This window comes from Phycicoccus ginsengisoli, from assembly GCF_054779295.1.
In genome coordinates, this window is record NZ_BAAGYN010000009.1 from 173,421 (window position 1) to 191,296 (window position 17,876).

The 17,876-nt window shown below is 73.1% G+C and carries 18 protein-coding genes; 5 read left to right on the plus strand and 13 right to left on the minus strand.

Features of this window, described 5'->3' with window-relative positions; translation table 11 throughout:
- Window positions 1-75: 75 nt before the first annotated feature.
- Window positions 76-1,134 carry a GNAT family N-acetyltransferase gene (locus ACYVDO_RS15660; protein ID WP_460937562.1) on the minus strand — a complete coding sequence of 353 codons (1,059 nt, stop codon included), beginning with the start codon at window positions 1,132-1,134 and terminating at the stop codon, window positions 76-78.
- A 10-nt stretch (window positions 1,135-1,144) separates the two neighbouring features.
- Window positions 1,145-1,687 (minus strand): STM3941 family protein, encoded by a 543-nt coding sequence (locus tag ACYVDO_RS15665; RefSeq protein WP_460937564.1) that lies wholly within the window; start codon window positions 1,685-1,687, stop codon window positions 1,145-1,147.
- 81 nt (window positions 1,688-1,768) lie between these two features.
- Here ACYVDO_RS15665 and ACYVDO_RS15670 point away from each other — a divergent pair, with 81 nt between their 5' ends.
- The gene (locus ACYVDO_RS15670; protein WP_460937566.1) at window positions 1,769-4,384 is read left to right on the plus strand and encodes a DEAD/DEAH box helicase; all 2,616 of its coding nucleotides are present in this window, start codon (window positions 1,769-1,771) and stop codon (window positions 4,382-4,384) included.
- A gap of 10 nt (window positions 4,385-4,394) precedes the next feature.
- On the opposite strand, the gene ACYVDO_RS15675 is transcribed toward ACYVDO_RS15670, so the two are convergent.
- Entirely contained in the window at window positions 4,395-4,880 is a 486-nt protein-coding gene (locus ACYVDO_RS15675) for an SRPBCC family protein (protein WP_460937568.1), read from the minus strand.
- On the minus strand, window positions 4,877-5,311 hold the full coding sequence (locus tag ACYVDO_RS15680; protein WP_460937570.1) for an ArsR/SmtB family transcription factor: 435 nt from the start codon (window positions 5,309-5,311) through the stop codon (window positions 4,877-4,879). The genes ACYVDO_RS15675 and ACYVDO_RS15680 overlap by 4 nt, the downstream gene beginning before the upstream one ends.
- A 93-nt stretch (window positions 5,312-5,404) precedes the next feature.
- Between ACYVDO_RS15680 and ACYVDO_RS15685 the strand changes: the two genes are divergently transcribed.
- Complete coding sequence (locus ACYVDO_RS15685; RefSeq protein ID WP_460937572.1) at window positions 5,405-6,187, plus strand: class I SAM-dependent DNA methyltransferase; 783 nt, start codon at window positions 5,405-5,407, stop codon at window positions 6,185-6,187.
- On the opposite strand, the gene ACYVDO_RS15690 is transcribed toward ACYVDO_RS15685, so the two are convergent.
- Window positions 6,145-7,215 carry a potassium channel family protein gene (locus tag ACYVDO_RS15690; RefSeq protein ID WP_460937574.1) on the minus strand — a complete coding sequence of 357 codons (1,071 nt, stop codon included), beginning with the start codon at window positions 7,213-7,215 and terminating at the stop codon, window positions 6,145-6,147. The genes ACYVDO_RS15685 and ACYVDO_RS15690 overlap by 43 nt on opposite strands.
- A gap of 140 nt (window positions 7,216-7,355) precedes the next feature.
- On the opposite strand from ACYVDO_RS15690, the gene ACYVDO_RS15695 reads away from it, so the two are divergent.
- Complete coding sequence (locus ACYVDO_RS15695) at window positions 7,356-8,732, plus strand: DUF2254 family protein (RefSeq protein WP_460937576.1); 1,377 nt, start codon at window positions 7,356-7,358, stop codon at window positions 8,730-8,732.
- Window positions 8,733-8,757: 25 nt separating this feature from the next.
- Here the strand turns inward: ACYVDO_RS15695 and ACYVDO_RS15700 are convergent, their stop codons facing one another.
- From ACYVDO_RS15700 to hflX, 3 genes are read right to left on the minus strand one after another with little or no spacing between them, the layout of a single operon-like run.
- On the minus strand, window positions 8,758-9,600 hold the full coding sequence (locus tag ACYVDO_RS15700) for an SDR family oxidoreductase (RefSeq protein ID WP_460937578.1): 843 nt from the start codon (window positions 9,598-9,600) through the stop codon (window positions 8,758-8,760).
- A gap of 10 nt (window positions 9,601-9,610) precedes the next feature.
- Window positions 9,611-10,168 carry a GNAT family N-acetyltransferase gene (locus ACYVDO_RS15705; protein WP_460937580.1) on the minus strand — a complete coding sequence of 186 codons (558 nt, stop codon included), beginning with the start codon at window positions 10,166-10,168 and terminating at the stop codon, window positions 9,611-9,613.
- A gap of 10 nt (window positions 10,169-10,178) precedes the next feature.
- The gene (gene hflX / locus ACYVDO_RS15710) at window positions 10,179-11,624 is read right to left on the minus strand and encodes a GTPase HflX (protein WP_460937582.1); all 1,446 of its coding nucleotides are present in this window, start codon (window positions 11,622-11,624) and stop codon (window positions 10,179-10,181) included.
- Window positions 11,625-11,769: 145 nt separating this feature from the next.
- Between hflX and ACYVDO_RS15715 the strand changes: the two genes are divergently transcribed.
- Window positions 11,770-12,387 (plus strand): class I SAM-dependent methyltransferase, encoded by a 618-nt coding sequence (locus tag ACYVDO_RS15715; RefSeq protein ID WP_460937584.1) that lies wholly within the window; start codon window positions 11,770-11,772, stop codon window positions 12,385-12,387.
- Between the two features lie 105 nt (window positions 12,388-12,492).
- Entirely contained in the window at window positions 12,493-12,945 is a 453-nt protein-coding gene (locus tag ACYVDO_RS15720; RefSeq protein ID WP_460937586.1) for a VOC family protein, read from the plus strand.
- A 21-nt stretch (window positions 12,946-12,966) separates the two neighbouring features.
- On the opposite strand, the gene dapF is transcribed toward ACYVDO_RS15720, so the two are convergent.
- From dapF to ACYVDO_RS15745, 5 genes are all read right to left on the minus strand, one after another.
- Window positions 12,967-13,839, minus strand: coding sequence for a diaminopimelate epimerase (gene dapF, locus ACYVDO_RS15725; protein ID WP_460937588.1), 873 nt, complete (start codon window positions 13,837-13,839; stop codon window positions 12,967-12,969).
- Window positions 13,832-14,770 (minus strand): tRNA (adenosine(37)-N6)-dimethylallyltransferase MiaA, encoded by a 939-nt coding sequence (gene miaA, locus ACYVDO_RS15730; RefSeq protein WP_460937590.1) that lies wholly within the window; start codon window positions 14,768-14,770, stop codon window positions 13,832-13,834. Before miaA ends, dapF begins: the two co-directional genes overlap by 8 nt.
- 4 nt (window positions 14,771-14,774) lie before the next feature.
- A complete protein-coding gene (def, locus tag ACYVDO_RS15735) occupies window positions 14,775-15,371 on the minus strand; it encodes a peptide deformylase (protein ID WP_460937592.1) in 597 nt (198 codons plus the stop codon).
- An 82-nt stretch (window positions 15,372-15,453) separates the two neighbouring features.
- Window positions 15,454-16,992: a tRNA (N6-isopentenyl adenosine(37)-C2)-methylthiotransferase MiaB gene (miaB, locus tag ACYVDO_RS15740; RefSeq protein ID WP_460937594.1), complete on the minus strand. Its 1,539-nt coding sequence runs from the start codon at window positions 16,990-16,992 to the stop codon at window positions 15,454-15,456.
- A gap of 105 nt (window positions 16,993-17,097) precedes the next feature.
- A complete protein-coding gene (locus tag ACYVDO_RS15745; protein WP_460937596.1) occupies window positions 17,098-17,859 on the minus strand; it encodes a YoaK family protein in 762 nt (253 codons plus the stop codon).
- Between the last annotated feature and the right edge of the window lie 17 nt (window positions 17,860-17,876).

Sequence of the window (17,876 nt, forward strand, 5' to 3'; positions counted from 1 at the left end):
GTGTGCACACGGTGTCGGCAGGCCCCGCGACACCCCTTCCTCACCGGCGCGCGCGCAGTCCTCTGCGCGTCCCCGTCACTCCCCGCCGTGCGCCACCAGCGGCGTGCCGTCGACCCGCCGGGCCATGGTCACGTCGTCCCGGTCGTCTCCCGGTGCGACCCGGATCGCGCCCGGGATGCGGCCCACCTCGGCGTAGCCCACCTGCCGGTAGAACCGGCTCGCCCCGGAGCCGCTGCGGACGGACAGGGCCAACAGCTCGACCCCGTCCTGGCGCGCGAGCCGGTGCATCCCGGCCATGAGCACGAGGCCATGACCACGACCCTGCCGGTCCGGGTCGACCATCACCCGGTAGAGCCACCGGCCGTGGTGCAGCAGGGGATTGTCCGAGCGCACCCACCAGGCCCAGCCCACGAGCGCGCCCTCCGGCTCCCGCAGGGCTCCGGCCACGGCGTTGCCGGCAGCCATCTGCGTCTCGTGCTGCGCCAGGGTGGCGGCGACGTCCTCGCGCGGCGCCCCCGGCAGGAACCCCACCGCCCCGCCCGCGTCGTTGACGCGCTGCCACAGGTCGAGCAGCTCCTCGCGGGTGCCCGCGTCGAGCAGGTCGACCCGCTCCACCCTTGGCGCCTCGAAGACGAGCGACAACGCCTCGTCCGGCCGGTCGTCGGCCAGGACGATCTCCCGCCCCGTGCGCACCAGCCCGCTGGACAGGGCGGTGCGGACGGAGGCCGTGTTGTGCCCCTTGACCAGCGCCTGTACGGGCAGGGCGGGGCCCCACTCGGTCGCCATGGCCACGGCGGCCCGGCCCGCCTCGCGGGCCAGGCCGCGCCCCTGCGCCTCGAGCACGAACCGGTAGTAGAGGTTGAGGCGGTCGTCGCCGCGCTGCACGCCGACCCAGCCGACCGGCATACCGGACTCGCGGTCCTCGGCCACCCAGTAGCCGAAGCCGTGCTCCTGCCAGTGCGCCAGGATCCGCGCGAAGAAGGCGGCGTTGGTCTCCGGCGTGCCCAGCACGTGCGGGGCGTGCGTGTAGAGGCGCGGGTCGCTGTGGACGCGGGAGTGGAAGTCGCGGTCGGCCTCGGTCGGGCGGCGCAGGACCAGGCGGCGGGTGGTGGTCTCGAAGGACGGGGCGGGCACGCGCGGGACGCTACCCGTGTCCGCCGACGCCGCTGTCGGTGCCGGCGATGCGGGGGTGGTCCGTGCGGTACCGCTGCAGGCCGTCGCGCAGGAGCTGCTCGAGGTCGGCCGCGCTGGTCCTCAGGCCGGTCGACGCCAGGGTCACCGGGGAGCCGACCATGCGCCCGTTGATGCGTGCAGCCCACCGGCCGGGGCCGTGCAGCCGGGCGAGGTACTCGTCGGGGTTGCGGACGAGGACGACGACATTGGTGGAGCCGAACGTGCCCCACGTGACGACGTCCTCGACGTCGGCCCAGCGCACCCGCCCCACGGACACCAGCGAGCTCACGTCGTCGAAGCCGTCCTCGTCCACCACCAGCCCGGGGCCCCGTCGCAGGGTGAGCCACACCCAGCCCAGCCCGAAGCCGGCGAACGTGACGAGACCGACGACACCGACGACGAAGGAGGTCGCGGTCCCCTGGGCGAGGATGGCCAGGGAGGCGAGGACGAAGAGGGCGCAGGCCAGCAGGGCGAGCACCGACTTCCCCCTGCTGCGCTCGATGGTGGTCGGCACGGCCCGAGTATCGCGGACAGCCGCCCGGCCCGCAGGACGGTGCCGACCGGGCGTGCCGCCCGACCTGCGAGGATGCTCGCGATGACCTCCACCGCGCCGCTCGCCGACCTCGTGCCCGTGGGCGCCTCCCCCGACGAGGTGTATGCCGCGTTCGCCGGCTGGTCGGAGCAGCGCGGGCTGCCGCTGTACCCCCACCAGGACGAGGCGCTGGTCGCCCTCCTCGACGGGGAGAACGTCGTGCTGTCCACCCCGACCGGCTCGGGCAAGTCGCTGGTCGCGACGGGCGCGCACCTGGCGGCGCTGGCGAGCGACCGGGTCAGCTTCTACACGGCGCCGATCAAGGCCCTGGTGTCGGAGAAGTTCTTCGACCTGTGCGAGCTGTTCGGCGCCTCGGAGGTCGGGATGCTGACCGGCGACGCGTCGGTGAACCCGGACGCGCCGATCATCTGCTGCACCGCCGAGATCCTCGCCAACATCGCGCTGCGCGAGGGCCGGGACGCCGACGTGGGGCTCGTCGTCATGGACGAGTTCCACTACTACGCCGAGCCCGACCGCGGCTGGGCCTGGCAGGTGCCGCTGCTGGAACTCCCACAGGCGCAGTTCGTCCTCATGTCAGCCACGCTCGGCGACGTCACCCCGATCGCCGAGGACCTCACCCGCCGCAACGGCCGCGAGACCGCCCTCGTCACCGGCACGCAGCGACCCGTGCCGCTGTCCTTCTCCTGGGCGATGACGCCCCTCGACGAGACCGTCGAGGAGCTGCTCACCACCCGGCTGGCCCCCGTCTACGTCGTCCACTTCACCCAGGCCGCGGCCCTCGACCACGCGAAGGCGCTGCTGGCACAGAAGGCGACCCGGTCGGTCGACAAGGAGGCGATCGCGGCCCGGATCGGTGGCTTCCGGTTCACCGCGGGCTTCGGCCGGACACTGTCGCAGCTGGTGCGCAATGGGATCGGGGTGCACCACGCGGGGATGCTGCCGCGGTACCGCAGGCTGGTCGAGCAGCTCGCGCAGGACGGCCTGCTCCAGGTCATCTGCGGCACCGACACCCTCGGCGTCGGCATCAACGTGCCGATCCGGACGGTCCTGTTCACCGCGCTGGTGAAGTACGACGGCTCTCGGCAGCGAGTGCTCCGGGCACGCGAGTTCCACCAGATCGCGGGACGGGCGGGCCGGGCCGGGTTCGACACGAGCGGGTCGGTCGTCGTCCAGGCGCCCGAGCACGTCATCGAGAACGCCAAGGCGCTCGCCAAGGCCGGCGACGACCCGAAGAAGCAGCGCAAGGTCCAGCGCAAGAAGCCACCCGAGGGCACGGTGTCGTGGACCGACCAGACCTACGACAAGCTCGTCCACGCCGAGCCGGAGCCGCTGGTCTCCCGCATGCGGGTCGACCACGCGATGGTGCTCAACGTCGTCCAGCGCCCGGGCGACCCGGTGCGCGCCCTGTCGCGGCTGCTGCGCGACAACCACGAGACGGCCCGCAACCAGGCCCGGCTGGCCCGTCGCGCGATCACGCTGGGGCGCTCACTCCTGGAGACCGGCGTGCTGCAGCGGGTGTCCCCACCGGGGCCCGACGGCCGGGGCGTCGTCCTCGACCCCGGCGTCTCGCAGGACTTCGCCCTGAACCAGCCGCTGTCACCGCTGGCGCTGGCGTCGTTCGAGGTGCTCGACCCCGACTCCCCCACCCACGCCCTCGACGTGGTCTCCGTCGTCGAGGCGATCCTCGACGACCCGTGGCAGGTCCTGCTCGCCCAGCAGTTCAAGGCGCGGGGCGAGGCAGTCGCCGAGATGAAGGCGGACGGCATCGAGTACGAGGAGCGGATGACGCTGCTCGAGGACGTCACCTGGCCCAAGCCGCTGGAGGACCTGCTCGAGGCGACGTTCGAGATCTTCCGGCGCAGCCACCCGTGGGTCGGCGAGTCCGCCCTGTCGCCGAAGTCGGTCGTGCGCGAGATGTACGAGCGCGCGATGACCTTCACCGAGTTCGTGTCGGCCTACCAGCTGTCCCGGTCGGAGGGGACGGTGCTGCGCTACCTCACCGACGCGTACCGCACGCTGCGCCAGCTCGTCCCCGCCGCGCAGCGGGACGAGCAGTTCGAGGAGCTGCTGGAGTGGCTCGGCGAGACCATCCGCCAGACCGACTCCTCGCTGCTCGACGAGTGGGAGGCCCTGACCGACCCCGACGCCCAGGAACGGCTGGCCGACCTCGAGGGGCTGCACGCGCACCTCGGCACCCGACCGAGCCGGCCCATCACCGGCAACGAGCGCGCGTTCCGGGTGATGGTGCGCAACGCGATGTTCCGCCGGGTCGAGCTCGCCAGCCGCGACCGGTTCGTCGAGCTCGCTGCGCTGGAGCGGACGAATGCCGCGCTGCCCGAGCCGCCGCGCCAGCCGCTGATGGACGAGGCCGCGTGGGACGCCGCGCTCGGGGCCTACTGGGACGAGCACGACACCGTCGGCACCGACACCGCGGCCCGCGGCCCGGCGCTGCTGGCGGTCGAGGTCACCACCGGACCTCCGCCGGGCGCACCCGGGGACGAGGACGAGCCGGTCCACCACCGGCTGTGGCTGGTCCGTCAGACGCTGGCCGACCCCGAGGACGACCACGACTGGGTCATCGAGGCGACGGTGGACCTCGACGCCTCCGACGAGGCCGGCGAGCCGGTCGTGCTCACCACCTCCCTGCGCCGCCTCTGAACCGAGCGGCTCAGGCGGGCGGCTCCGTGGTCAGCGCCTCGAACCGAGACAGGAACAGCGGCCACGCGCTCGGTGAGGCCATGCCGGCGGCATACCCCTCCCAGCCCTCGCCGTGCCGGTCGAGGTGGCGGTGCTCGAGCTCGACGCGCGTGCGGTCCGCACCGTCGGCCAGGAACCGGACCTCCACCTCGCTCGCCCGCTCCGGGTCGGTCTCGAGCTGCCAGCGCGGGCTGATGTCCCAGGTGAAGACCAGCCGCTCGGGTGGGTCGAAGGCGAGGATCCGGGCCCAGCGGCACGTCGTCCCGTCGGCAGCCCGGTCGTAGATGTGCCCGCCGACCCGCGGCTCGAGCACGGTCTCCTCGATCGGGGACGCGAGCAGGTTGTACTCGCGCGGCTTCACCTGGTCGAACTGCTCGGTGAACAGTCGGAAGGCGGTCTGGACCGGCACGTCGACGGTGACGTCGAGCCGGACGGTCGTGGCGGTGGTGCTGGTCATCGGTCTGTCTCCTTGCTGCTGGGCTCACTGATGCGTTTGGGCTCACTGATGCCTTTGGGCTCACTGGTGCTGCCGGACCCGCTGGTGCTGCCGTGCTGTGCCGCGACCTGGGCGAAGTTGGCGAGGGCGCTCCCCCAGAAGGAGTCGAGCTCGGCTCGCAGGGCGGCCAGGCCGGCCGGGTCCACCCGGTAGATGCGCCGGGTCCCCTGCGGCTGCACGACGACCAGGCCGCAGTCCTTGAGGATCTTGAGGTGCTGCGACACGGCCGGTCGGCTGATCGGCAGCCCCTCGGCCAGCTCGGCGACCGAGGCCGGCCGGCTTGCCAGCAGCCGCAGGATCCGCCGGCGCGAGGGGTCACCCAGGGCGCCCCACGGATCGGCAGCCGGGGCCGCCACGGCCCCCGAGCCCTCACCAGTTCTGTAAGTGGTCACTTACCGTAAGTTACGACTTACCGCTAACCGTGGCAAGGGTGGCAACAGAAATGCCGTGGCGCCGGACGCCGCCCGCTGGCAGCGTGCAGGCCCATGGAGCAGGACGAGAGCTGGGACGAAACCGCGGCGGCGCAGTACGACACCCCCGGCGAGGGCATGTTCGCCCCCGAGGTGCTGGGTCCGACCGTGGACTTCCTCGCCGAGCTCGCCGGGGGCTCCCCCGCCCTCGAGCTCGCCATCGGCACCGGGCGGGTCGGCATACCCCTGCACGAGAGGGGCGTGGCGGTCACCGGCATCGAGCTGTCCGAGCCCATGGTCGCCCGCCTGCGCGAGAAGGTGGGCCCGGAGGAGCTGCCGGTGACCGTCGGCGACATGGCGACGACGCGGGTCGACGGCGAGTTCGGGCTCGTCTACCTCGTCTTCAACACCATCTCGAACCTGCTCACCCAGGACGCCCAGGTCGAGTGCTTCCGCAACGCCGCGCAGCACCTGTCGCCAGGGGGGCGGTTCGTCGTCGAGCTCTGGGTGCCGCAGCTGCGCCAGCTGCCGCCCGGGTCGGCCGCCGCCGTGTTCGCCGCGGAGCCCGGCTACGTCGGGCTCGACACGTACGACACCGTCGGCCAGCAGGTCGTCTCGCACCACCTCCGCTTCGGCCGCGGTCGGGACGCCAGCCACGGGATCAGCGCGCACCGCTACATCTGGCCGGCCGAGCTCGACCTCATGGGCCGGCTGGCGGGTTTCGAGCTCGAGGCCAGGTATGCCGACTGGGACCGGTCCGAGTTCACCGCCGAGTCCCGCTCGCACGTGTCCGTCTACCGCCTGCCGTCCGCGGCTCACCCCGGGGTCGAGTCCCCCGGCTCCCCCGGCCAGTCGTAGAGCAGCTCGTCGGCGAGGGCGTCGAGCGCGGGGTTCCAGCCGGCCCGGGCTGCGACGTACGCGTCGGGACCGGCCTCCCGGACGGGCACACCAGCGGTGATCAGCTGCGCTGCCGAGCGCGCGTGCTCGCGTGCCCAGGTGTCGCGCTGGGCCGGCGGCGAGGCGTCGGCGGCCAGTGGGGTGGGGAGGATGCGGGCGCACACCTCCTCGGCGGAGGCTGCTATCTCCGTCACGCTGCTGCCGTGGAGCTCCGGGCGGGAGGCCGTGGCGGCCACCGTCGTGCGCAGCAGCGTCACGGTCTCCCAGCAGGTCTGCAGCATCTGGGGCAGCGCCTTGTGGTCCCGCTGGTAGTGGAACGCCCGCAGGACGGGGTAGGACGTGTCGGTCTGCACGAGCCGGCGCAGCTCGGAGGCGACCTCCGCCAGGTGCAGGGCGGCAGCCGTGGGCCCCTCGTGCCACAGCGCGCGGACGACGTCCACCCCGCGTCCGGTGCCGCCGCTGCGCTGGTGGAGGGCGAGCGCGAAGGCGTTGCGCGCGGTCAGCGTCGTGTAGACCGACACGAAGTACGAGATGACCAGGGTGAAGCTGATGAACCCCGTCGCGGCCTCGGCCACCGTGAGGGCGCGGTAGGCCGGCGTCACCGCGACGACGTCCCCGAGTCCGAGCGTGGTGAGGGTGTACCCGCTGTAGTAGAACGCCGTGCCCCAGGTCTCCCGGGTCGGCCCGGTGGCCGCCACGACGCCGTGTCCGAGCGCAGGCCGGTAGATGGCGGCCCAGCCGGCGAGCAGCAGCACGAGCCAGGCCAGCAGGGTGGCCGCGACATGCGTCGGTCCGCAGTAGGCCAGGGCCCGTCCCTTCCAGCGAGGGGGCAGCCTGCGGGTCCGCCGGAAGACCGCACCGAGGGCACGGCCGAGGGGTCGGCGCACCGGCCCGCGCCCGCTGCCGGGGAACAGGACCGTGTAGAAGACGTCCGCGAGTGCCGCCCCGACGAGCACGACACCCACGACGACCCACAGGAAGGCGACCACAGGTCGTTGCTTACCCAGCGCAACGCCGGGGTAAGCGAGCACAGACGGACCTCCTACCCGCAACCGCCGGTTGCGGGTGGGAGGCATGGGCGTGGCGCGCGGACCCTCGAACGGGTCCGTGCCGGCAGGAAGGAGACGGAGTGGGTCCGCAGGACGGTGACGGAGTGGGTCTGCAGGACGGTGACGGGGTGCGCCAGCAGCACCGGGGCGGTGTGTTGACGGCGGTGCCGAGCGACCCGCCTGCCAGTGCGCGGATCCCCCTGGGAGTGCGGCTCCCGCGCGCCCTGCGCGAGTTCGTCGCGGTGCCCGTCATCGTCGTCCTGGTGATGCTGGTGCTGGCAGCCGTGTCGATCGTCGGTGACCAGGCGAACGGCCCGGTGGCCACGACCGTGCGCACCGCACTGGGCCACCTGATCGGCAAGCAGAGTGCCAGCGGCACGCTGAGCGCCGTCGCCACCGGCCTCGTGACGGTGACCTCCATCACGTTCTCGGTGCTGCTCCTCGCGGTCCAGCAGACGGCCTCGACCCTCTCGCCCGTGGTGTTCGACCAGTTCGTCCGGCGGCGCACCAACCAGTTCTACCTGGGCCTCTTCGTGGGGCTGGCCCTCTACGCGTACGTCGTCCTGGCCGCGGTCCAGTCCCAGACGCCCCCGGTCATCGGCGCCTTCATCGCCACCGTCCTCACCGTTGTCGCCCTGGCCTGCCTGCTCTTCCTCGTGTACTCCACGATCGACCAGATGCGACCGGACAACGTGGTGCGGCAGCTGCACGACCGCGCCATCGCAGCCCACTCCCGGGAGGCGAGGCTGGTCGCGGCCACCCGGCGCGCGTCCCGGTCCGGGGCACCGGTCGCGGCGCAGGTGCGCTGCCCCACCTACGGTTTCGTCGAGTCGGTCGACCTCGACCGGATCGTCGCCGCGATCGGGGACGACCCGCAGACCGAGGTCGAGCTGCGCGTGACGGTGGGGGCTGCCGTCGTCGCCGGCGACCTCGTCGCCACCATCCGCCACTGCGACAACGATCGAAGCACCTCCCCGGAGCACCTGTGCGGCGAGGTCGCCCGGGCCGTGCCGGTCAGCCACGCACCCGACATCGACCTCGACGCCACGACCGCCATCCGCGACCTCGGCAACATCGGGTGGACCAGCGGGTCGACGTCCAAGCAGAACCCCGCCGTCGCGGCGCAGACCCTGCACGCGCTGCGCGACCTCGCCGCCCGCTGGCTGCGCGAGGACGACCGCACGGGCCCGGACCCGCATCCCGTCGTGTACCGCGACGACGACCTCGACGCCGTGCTCGGGGCGGTCTACTCGGCGATGGTCGTGGCCCACGAGTCGCACCAGCACCAGCAGGCCGTCCGCGTCCTGGAGACCTACGAGACGATGCTCGAGGTGGCGCGCGACCACCACCGCGACCGGATCCTGGGGGACCTCGCCGCGATGCAGCCCCTGGTCGACCAGCTGCCCACGTCACCGGGCATCGACCGGGCCAGGGCACGGATCCGCACCCGCGGCTGAGGGGAGCCACCGCCCCCGCCAGCGGTCACTGCCCGGCGCGTTGCAGCAGCTGGCGCAGGCTCGTCGCGGGGTGACCGGTCAGCCGCGGGACGGCGTCGCTGACCGTCGCGAGCTCGCCGGCTGCGATCGCGGTGTAGGTCGACACCCAGGCGTCGACCTGCCAGTCGGGCGCACCGTAGGAGGCTCGCGAGGCGTACGCCTGCTCGATCGTCTCGGGCTCGTAGCGGACGGCCGAGCCGGTGACCTCCGAGACCACCCGCGCCACCTCGTCGAGGGTGAGCGCCTCGGGGCCCGTGAGGTCGTACGTGGCACCGGCGTGCGTCGCCGGGTCGGCCAGCACCGCCACCGCCGCGTCCGCGACGTCGTCCTGCGCCACCGCGCCGACCCGCCCGTCGCCCGCCGGACCACGGATGGCCCCGCCGACGGTCATCATCGGCAGGAAGTCGGCATACAGGCTGTCGCGCAGGAAGGTCCACGAGAGCCCGCTGGCGCGCAGGTGCTCCTCCGTGGCCCAGTGGTCCCGGGCCAGGGTGAACGTCGCGTCGTCAGCGGCCCCGAGGAACGAGGTGTAGACGACGTGCCGGACCCCTGCCGCCACGGCCGCGTCGACGAAGGAGGTGTGCTGGGCGACCCGGTCGGGCGTCTCGGCCCCGGAGACCATGAGCAGGACGTCGACTCCCCGCAGGGCAGCCACCGCGCCCTCGGGGTCTGCGTAGTCGCAGCGGCGCACCTCGTACCCTGCGGCGTCGCGCACGCGGTCCGGCGATCGGGCGAGGAGCACCGCGGGGAGTCCGCGGGCGGCATACCGGGACAGGACCCGACCGCCGATGTTGCCCGTCACGCCGGTCAGCCCCACCACGTCGCCCATGGCCGCGACGCTACCCCGCGCGGACCCCGCCGGCCTGCCTCGCGCCGGCGTGCGTCGCCCCGGTCTCCGTCGCGCGGGCCTGCGTCGCCCCGGCCTCTGTCGCGCCGGACGCCCCGAGGTCGAGGGTCATGAACACGCTGAACTCGTCGGCGGCATACGGGCCGAACGGTCCGCACTCGACGAATCCGTGCCGGGCGTACATCAGCCGCGCCGGCTCGAAGGGCGCCGGCGAGCCGGTCTCGAGGCTGACCCGCTCGTAGCCGCGGCGTCGCGCCTCGGTGACCAGGTGTGCCAGCACCGCGGCGCCGACGCCACGGCGCCGGTGTGCCGTCGCGGTCCGCATCGACTTGAGCTCGCCGTGCGTCGGCTCGAGCTCGCGCAGGGCGCCGCAGCCGACCGCCTCGCCACCCTCCCACACGCTCCAGAACGTCAGGTCCGGCGTGAGCAGCCGCTCGACGTCGAGGGTGTGCACGCTCTCGGGTGGCGAGTACCGCCGCATGTCCGCGACGTGCTCCTCGAGCAGCGCGCGGACCTGCGACGTGTCCAGCCCGCCCAGCCGGATCTCCACGAGGAGGGGGTCAGGCGGCGTAGGCCGCGAGCTCGCTCGCGAGGCCCGCGTGCACCCGGGCCTTGACCCGCGTGCCGTCGGAGGTGTGCTCGCTGGCGATGACGTCGGCCTCCTGGTGCAGCCGGCTGACCAGGTCGCCCCGGTCGTAGGGCAGCAGCACGTCGACGTCGATCGTCGGGCGGGGCAGCTCGTCGGCGATGAGGGCGCGCAGCTCGGCCAGGCCCTGGCCGGTGCGGGCCGACACGACGACGCAGTGCTTCTCGTGGCGGCGCAGCCGGTCGAGGACCTCGGGGTCGGCGGCGTCGGCCTTGTTGACGACGACGACCTCCTTGACGTCCGCGGCGTCGACGTCGGCGAGGACGGCGCGGACCGCGCTGATCTGGCCCTCGGGGTCGGGGTGCGAGCCGTCGACGACGTGCAGCAGCAGGTCGGCCTCGCCGACCTCCTCCAGCGTCGAGCGGAACGCCTCGACGAGCTGGGTCGGCAGCTGGCGAACGAAGCCGACCGTGTCGGCGAGTGTGTAGACGCGGCCGTCCTCGGTCTCGGCGCGCCGGACGGTCGGGTCGAGGGTGGCGAACAGCTGGTTCTGCACGAGCACGCCGGCGTCGGTCAGCCGGTTGAGGAGCGAGGACTTGCCGGCGTTGGTGTACCCGGCGATGGCGACGCTGGGGACCTCGTGGGCGCGACGGGACAGGCGACGGGTGTCGCGGCTGGTCTTCATCTCCTTGATCTCGCGCCGCAGCTTGGCCATCCGCTGGTTGATCCGGCGGCGGTCGAGCTCGATCTTGGTCTCACCGGGACCACGCGAGCCCATGCCCTGGCCCCCGGCAGCCTGGCCACCAGCCTGCCGCGACATCGACTCACCCCAGCCGCGCAGGCGCGGCAGCAGGTACTGCATCTGCGCCAGCTCGACCTGGGCCTTGCCCTCCCGGGACTTCGCGTGCTGGGCGAAGATGTCGAGGATCAGCGCGGTGCGGTCGATCACCTTGACCTTGACGACGTCCTCGAGCGCGCGCCGTTGCGACGGGGTCAGCTCGGTGTCGCAGATGACCGTGTCGGCGCCCTCGGCGATGACGATGTCGCGCAGCTCGTGCGCCTTGCCCTTGCCCAGGTAGGTGCTGTTGTCGGGGTGGCTGCGCCGCTGCACGACGCCGGCGAGCACCTCCGAGCCGGCCGTCTCGGCCAGCGCGGCGAGCTCGCGCATCGAGTTGTCGGCGTCCTCCTGGGTGCCCTCGGTCCACACCGCGGCGAGGACCACGCGCTCGAGCCGCAGCTGGCGGTACTCGACCTCGGTGATGTCCTCGAGCTCGGTGGACAGCCCGGCGACCCGGCGCAGGGCCGCTCGCTCCTCGCGGTCGTACTGGTCGCCGTCGAAGGTGGCCAGGTCGCTGTCGAGGATCTGCTCCTCGTCGGCCAGCGCCGTGGCCCTCTGGTCAAAGATGTTCTGCTTCGTCATGTCCCCTCTAGGTTCTCACCCTGCAACACCTGCTGCGAACCGTTTACTCCGAGACGCCTGCCACGCGCGCCCGCGGCGTGGGCGCCCGCGGCGTGGGCGCCGGCGTGGCGCGGTGTGGGCGCGGGCGCCGCTACCGTGTGCCGTGATGAGCACCGGCGACCACTACTTCACGGCCTCCCCGGCGAGCCCCGAGCAGCAGCGAACCCTCACCGTGCGGCTGGGCGGGCGCGACGTCACGGTGCGCACCGCGGGCGGCGTCTTCAGCCCCGACGGCCTCGACAAGGGCACGGCGGTGCTGCTCCGCGAGGCGCCCGCACCCCCGCCCACCGGCACCTTCCTCGACCTCGGGTGCGGCTGGGGCCCGGTGGCCCTGACGCTGGCGCTGCTCGCCCCCGAGGCGCAGGTGTATGCCGTCGACGTCAACGAGCGCGCGCTGGACCTGCTGCGCACCAACGCGAGGTCGCTCGGGCTGCCCCAGCTGCACGCCGGCCGGGCCGAGGACGTGCCTGCCGACGTGTCGTTCGACCTCATCTGGTCCAACCCGCCGATCCGGGTGGGCAAGGCCGTCCTGCACGACCTGATGCTCACCTGGCTGCCGCGGTTGGCGCCGGGAGGGGTGGCCTACCTCGTCGTGCAGAAGAACCTCGGCTCGGACTCGCTGCAGCGCTGGCTCTGCGAGCAGCTCCCCGCCGAGTCGTATGCGGTGTCCCGGTACGCGTCGGACAAGGGCTTCCGGGTGCTCGAGGTCCGACGGGCCGGCTGAGCCCGTCGGGCCCGTGGCGCACCGCCCGTGGGGCGCTCGGCTCGCCCGGCGGCCGTACGGCATACCGGTCAGGACCTGGCCGGAAGGCCTCCTAGCGTCACGTCCATGACCACCACCACGAAAGATCACACCTCCGCCACCGGTCGCAGCACCACCAGCTTCGCGTCCGTGCGCGTCGTCACCGACGACGTGCCGCGGCTCGTGGCCTTCTACGAGCTCGTCACCGACCGTACCGCCCGCTGGGCCGCACCTGCCTTCGCCGAGATCGTCACCGACGGCGCGACGCTCGCCATCGCCGGCACCGAGACGCTGGCCCTGTTCGGCGCGAACCTCGCCGAGCCGGGCGCCAACCGCTCGGTCATCATCGAGTGGCTCGCCGAGGACGTGGACGCCGAGTGGGCCCGGCTGCGTGCCGGCGTCGGGCAGGCGGTCCAGGAGCCGACGACCATGCCGTGGGGCAACCGGTCGCTGCTGTTGCGCGACCCGGACGGCAACCTCGTCAACCTGTTCACGCCCCTCATGGAGGCCGCGAGGGAGAGGCTCGTACCGCAGGCGTGACGCACGCCGCGATCGGCAGGCTCAGGCCAGCGAGGTGACGCCGTCCGCGACGAGGACCGCCGGCCCGGCGAGCTCGACCTCGTCGCCGGGCAGCGCCCGCACCCGCAGCCGACCGCCGGGGACGTCCACCGTCCAGGTGTCGCCCTGACCGCCTGCCCAGAAGCGGGTGGCCAGGGCGGCCGCGGCGGCACCGGTGCCGCAGGAGCGCGTCTCCCCCACCCCGCGCTCGTGCACCCGCATCCTGATGTGACCGGCCGCGAGGGGACGGACCAGCTCGACGTTGGTCCCGTGCTCGGGCGCCGGGTTGACCATGGGCGCGAGGTGGAGGTCGAGGGCGTCGAGGTCGACGGCCTCGGGGAGCGCGACGACGGTGTGCGGGTTGCCGAGGTCGAGGCTGAGCGCCGACATGGGCTCGTGCCCGGGCAGGTGCACCAGGGCGTCGAAGCCCTCGTCCTCGGCGATGGCGGGCTGCGCGAGCCGCCACGGGCCCAGGTTGACCGCGATGATGGCGTCGGGCCCCTCCCCCTCGAACCGCACGACCTTGGTGCCGGCCCGGGTGGCGATGGCGAACTCGTCGGCCGTCTCGAGTCCCTCACGCCGCAGGTAGGTGGCGAAGACCCTCGTGCCGTTGCCGCACATCTCGGCGATGCTGCCGTCGGCGTTGCGGTAGTCCATGAACCAGCGGGCGTGCGCGGCCTGCGCCAGCACCCCCGGCTCGGCGGCGGCGGCGCTGGGCACGACCCGGATCACCCCGTCGCCGCCGATGCCGGCGTGCCGGTCGGCGAGCCGGGCGGCCTGCTGGGCGGTGAGGTCGTGGACGCCCTCGAGGTCGGGGACGAGGACGAAGTCGTTCTCGGTGCCGTGCCCCTTGGTGAAGGCGGTCTGGTCAGCCATGCGACCCATTGTCGCGGATGGCGGCCCGCACCAGCGCCACGGCCCGCGGGAGGAGCCCGGGGTCGGTGGGGTCCAGCCAGGTGATGCGCGGGTCCGGCCCGAACCACGACTCCTGCCGCCGGGCGAACCGTCGGGTCATCGCCGTCGTCTGCTCCTGCGCCTGCTCGCGGGTCATCGTGCCGTCGAGCTCGGCGAGGGCCTGGGCGTACCCCAGGGCGCGCGAGGCGGTCCGGCCCTCGCGCAGCCCCCGCTGCTCGAGGAGGCGCACCTCGTCGAGCAGCCCGGCCTCCCACATGTGCTGGACCCGCAGGGCGATCCGCTCGTCCAGCACGCCACGGTCGAGTCGCAGCCCGATCGTCACCGTCGGCTGCAGGTGCTCGCGGCGCGGCATCGTGGCGGAGAACGGGCGCCCGGTGAGCTCGACGACCTCGAGCGCGCGCACGACGCGGCGCACGTTGCGCGGCTCGATGCCCTGGGCCGCAACGGGATCCACGTCGCGCAGCCGCTCGAACATCGCGGCAGCGCCGCCCTCGTCCGCCTCCGCCTCGAGCCGGGCCCGCACGGCCGGGTCGGTGGGCGGGATGTCGAGCACGTCGAGGGCGGCCCGGACGTACAGCCCCGAGCCGCCCACGATCACCGGGTGGGCTCCGCGCGCCTGGACCGCAGCGATGTCAGCGCGGGAGCCCTCCTGGTAGGCCGCGACGCTGGCCTCCTGCGTCACCTCCAGGACGTCGAGCTGGTGGTGCGGTATGCCGCGGCGCTCACCCACCGGGAGCTTGGCCGTGCCGATGTCCATCCCGCGGTAGAGCTGGCTGGCGTCGGCGTTGACGACCTCGCCGCCGAGCTCCTCGGCGAGGTGCAGGCCGAGGTCGGACTTGCCGGTCGCGGTCGGCCCGACGACCGCCACCACGAGCGGCCGGCTGTGGCCCACCGCGTCAGAGATCGTGCTCGTCCGGGGCGTCGTGGCCGAACGGGTCCTCGTCGACGCCGGGCATCCAGGTGTGGCCGGGCACGCCCCAGCCTTGGCGCTTGACTGCCTTGCGGGCCTTCTTGGACCAGCGGTCGTTGAGCCGGTCGAGGTAGAGGAAGCCGTTGAGGTGGTCGTACTCGTGCTGCATGCACCGGGCGAACCAGCCGGTCGCCTCGAAGGCGATCTCGTTGCCCTCGGCGTCGCAGCCCGACACGCTCGCGGTGAGGCCCCGCTTGAGCGGGAAGCTCTCGCCGGGCACCGACAGGCAGCCCTCGACCTCGTCGTGCGGGTCCGGGTCGTCGACGGCCGGCTTGGCTGCCGTGACGTACGGGTTGACGACCACCCCACGGGCCGGGACGTCGTCGTCGTTGTCCATCTGCCAGGTGAACACGCGCAGGCCGACACCGATCTGCGGTGCGGCGAGGCCCACGCCGTTGGCGGCGTCCATGGTCTCGAACATGTCGGCGACGAGCTCGGCGAGCTCGTCGTCGAACTGCTGCACGGGTTCGGCCCGACGGTGCAGGACGGGCTCGCCCGTGATGACGATGGGGCGCACGGTCATGGCGGGAAGTCTTCCAGATCGGTGGTCTCGGCGTCGGCCACGGGCCGCGGGGCGACCGTGGGCGACGGGTGTCGGGGAGCGGTCAGCGACAGGTGGGCGCGGCGACCGGGGCCGGGCGCCCGACACCCGGCATCCCGAGGGTGACGGCGGGCTTGCCGCCTCCGGTGGGCTGGTCCTGCAGGGCCGCCCACGCGTCCCCGCCGGGGGTGCGGCGCACGGCATACACGCCGCCGGAGAGGGCGGCGTCGGCGACGAGGTGGTGCGGCGCGCCGTAGGTGACGCCGACGGTGACCATGTCGCCGGGGCGCGGCTTCTCGGCGCCCTCGGGGACGGCGAAGTGGACGAGCCGGTTGTCGCGGGCGCGGCCGGAGAGGCGCCGGGTCTCGGTGTCCTTGCGGCCCTCGCCGGTGGCGACGAGCACTTCGACCTCGCGGCCCTCGATCTGGCGGTTCTCGGCCCAGGAGATCTCCTCCTGCACCGCGATCAGCCGGTCGTAGCGCTCCTGCACGACCGCCTTGGGCAGCTGGTCGGGCATGGTCGCCGCGGGGGTGCCGGGCCGGATCGAGTACTGGAAGGTGAAGGCGCTGGAGAACCGGCTCTCGCGCACGACCCGCAGCGTCTCCTCGAAGTCGGCGTCGGTCTCGCCCGGGAAGCCGACGATGATGTCGGTGGTGATGGCGGCGTCGGGGATCTGGGCGCGGACCTTGTCGAGGATGCCGAGGAACTTCGCGCTGCGGTAGGAGCGGCGCATGTCCTTGAGCACCTTGTCCGAGCCGGACTGGAGCGGCATGTGCAGGCTGGGCATCACGTTGGGCGTCTCGGCCATCGCGGCGATGACGTCGTCGGTGAAGGCCGCCGGGTGCGGGCTGGTGAAGCGCACCCGCTCGAGCCCGTCGATCTCGCCGCAGGCGCGCAGCAGCTTGCCGAACGCGAGCCGGTCGCCGAACTCGACGCCGTAGGTGTTGACGTTCTGGCCGAGCAGGGTGACCTCGACGGCGCCCTGGTCGACGAGCGCCTGCACCTCGGCGAGCACGTCGCCGGGGCGGCGGTCGGCCTCCTTGCCGCGCAGGCTCGGGACGATGCAGAACGTGCAGGTGTTGTTGCAGCCCACCGAGATCGACACCCAGCCGGCGTACGCGGAGTCACGCCGGGTCGGCAGGGTCGAGGGGAAGACCTCGAGGCTCTCGAGGATCTCGACCTCGGCGCGCTTGTTGTGCCGCGCCCGGTCGAGCAGGGCCGGGAGGCTGCCGATGTTGTGGGTGCCGAAGACGACGTCGACCCACGGGGCGCGTTGGACGATGGTCGACCGGTCCTTCTGGGCCATGCAGCCGCCGACCGCGATCTGCATGTCGGGGTTCTTCGTCTTGGCGGGACGCAGCTGGCCGAGGTTTCCGTAGAGCTTGTTGTCGGCGTTCTCCCGAACCGCGCAGGTGTTGAAGACGACGACGTCGGCGGCCTCGGGCCGCTCCCCCGCGGGGAGGCTGTTGACGTCGACGTAGCCGGCGGTCTCGAGCAGCCCGGCGAGCCGCTCGGAGTCGTGGACGTTCATCTGGCACCCGTGGGTGCGCACGTCGTAGGTCTTCGCGCCGGCGGTGGTGGGGTCGGAGGCTGTGGTCGTCATCGCACCGACAAGGGTACGTGCTTCCCGAGCCCGGGTATGCCGGGTCGGCGCCGGCCGGGTGGCCGAGCCCGGCACCGCCGTCAGTGTGTCCGCCCGGCACCGCCGTCAGCGGGTCCGCAGGTCCTCGACCAGGGGCGGGGCCGCGACCACCAGCAGGACCAGCGCGGGGGCGAGTAGCACCGGGAACCCGAGGGCCAGGTAACCGGCGGCGCCGGCCACGCCCCCGACGAAGAACAGCCCGACCAGGCCGGTCAGCAGGCTCAGCTTGCCGAGGTCGGCCACGACGGGCGGCTGGCCGGCCAGCCGGCTGCGGTAGGCCGCCTTGCCGAGCTCGATGCCGATGTCGGTGATCATGCCGGTGACGTGGGTGGTGCGGATCTGCGCCGCCGAGATCTTGGTGATGATCGCGTTCTGCAGCCCCATGGTGAAGCAGAGAACAGCGACGAAGACCAGGTCACGGTGCCGCCAGGTCAGCTGGTCGGCCAGTCCTCCGAAGGCGAGGACCAGCAGGGCCTCGAGGACCAGCACGGTGGCGAACCGGGCCTCGTGGTGCCGGCGGCGTCCCCAGTTGAACACGACCGCGCACGTCGCGGCGCCGAGGACGAAGCACGTGATCGCCTCGAGCCCGATGCCGACCAGGTGCATCGACCCGAGGACCAGGTGGTCGGCCACCGACGCCGTGAGCCCCGTCATGTGCGACGTGTAGACGGACACCGCCACGAAGCCCACCGAGTTGAGCATGCCGGCGATGAAGGCCAACAGGTTGGCCAGGTGGCGGTTGCGGCGCGGCGTCCGGGTGGCGCCGGCGACCGTGCGCAGCCGCTGGGCCGCGAGCCCGGCGGAGCGCGGCGACGGCAGGGGTGGCACGCGTCGAGGATACGGAC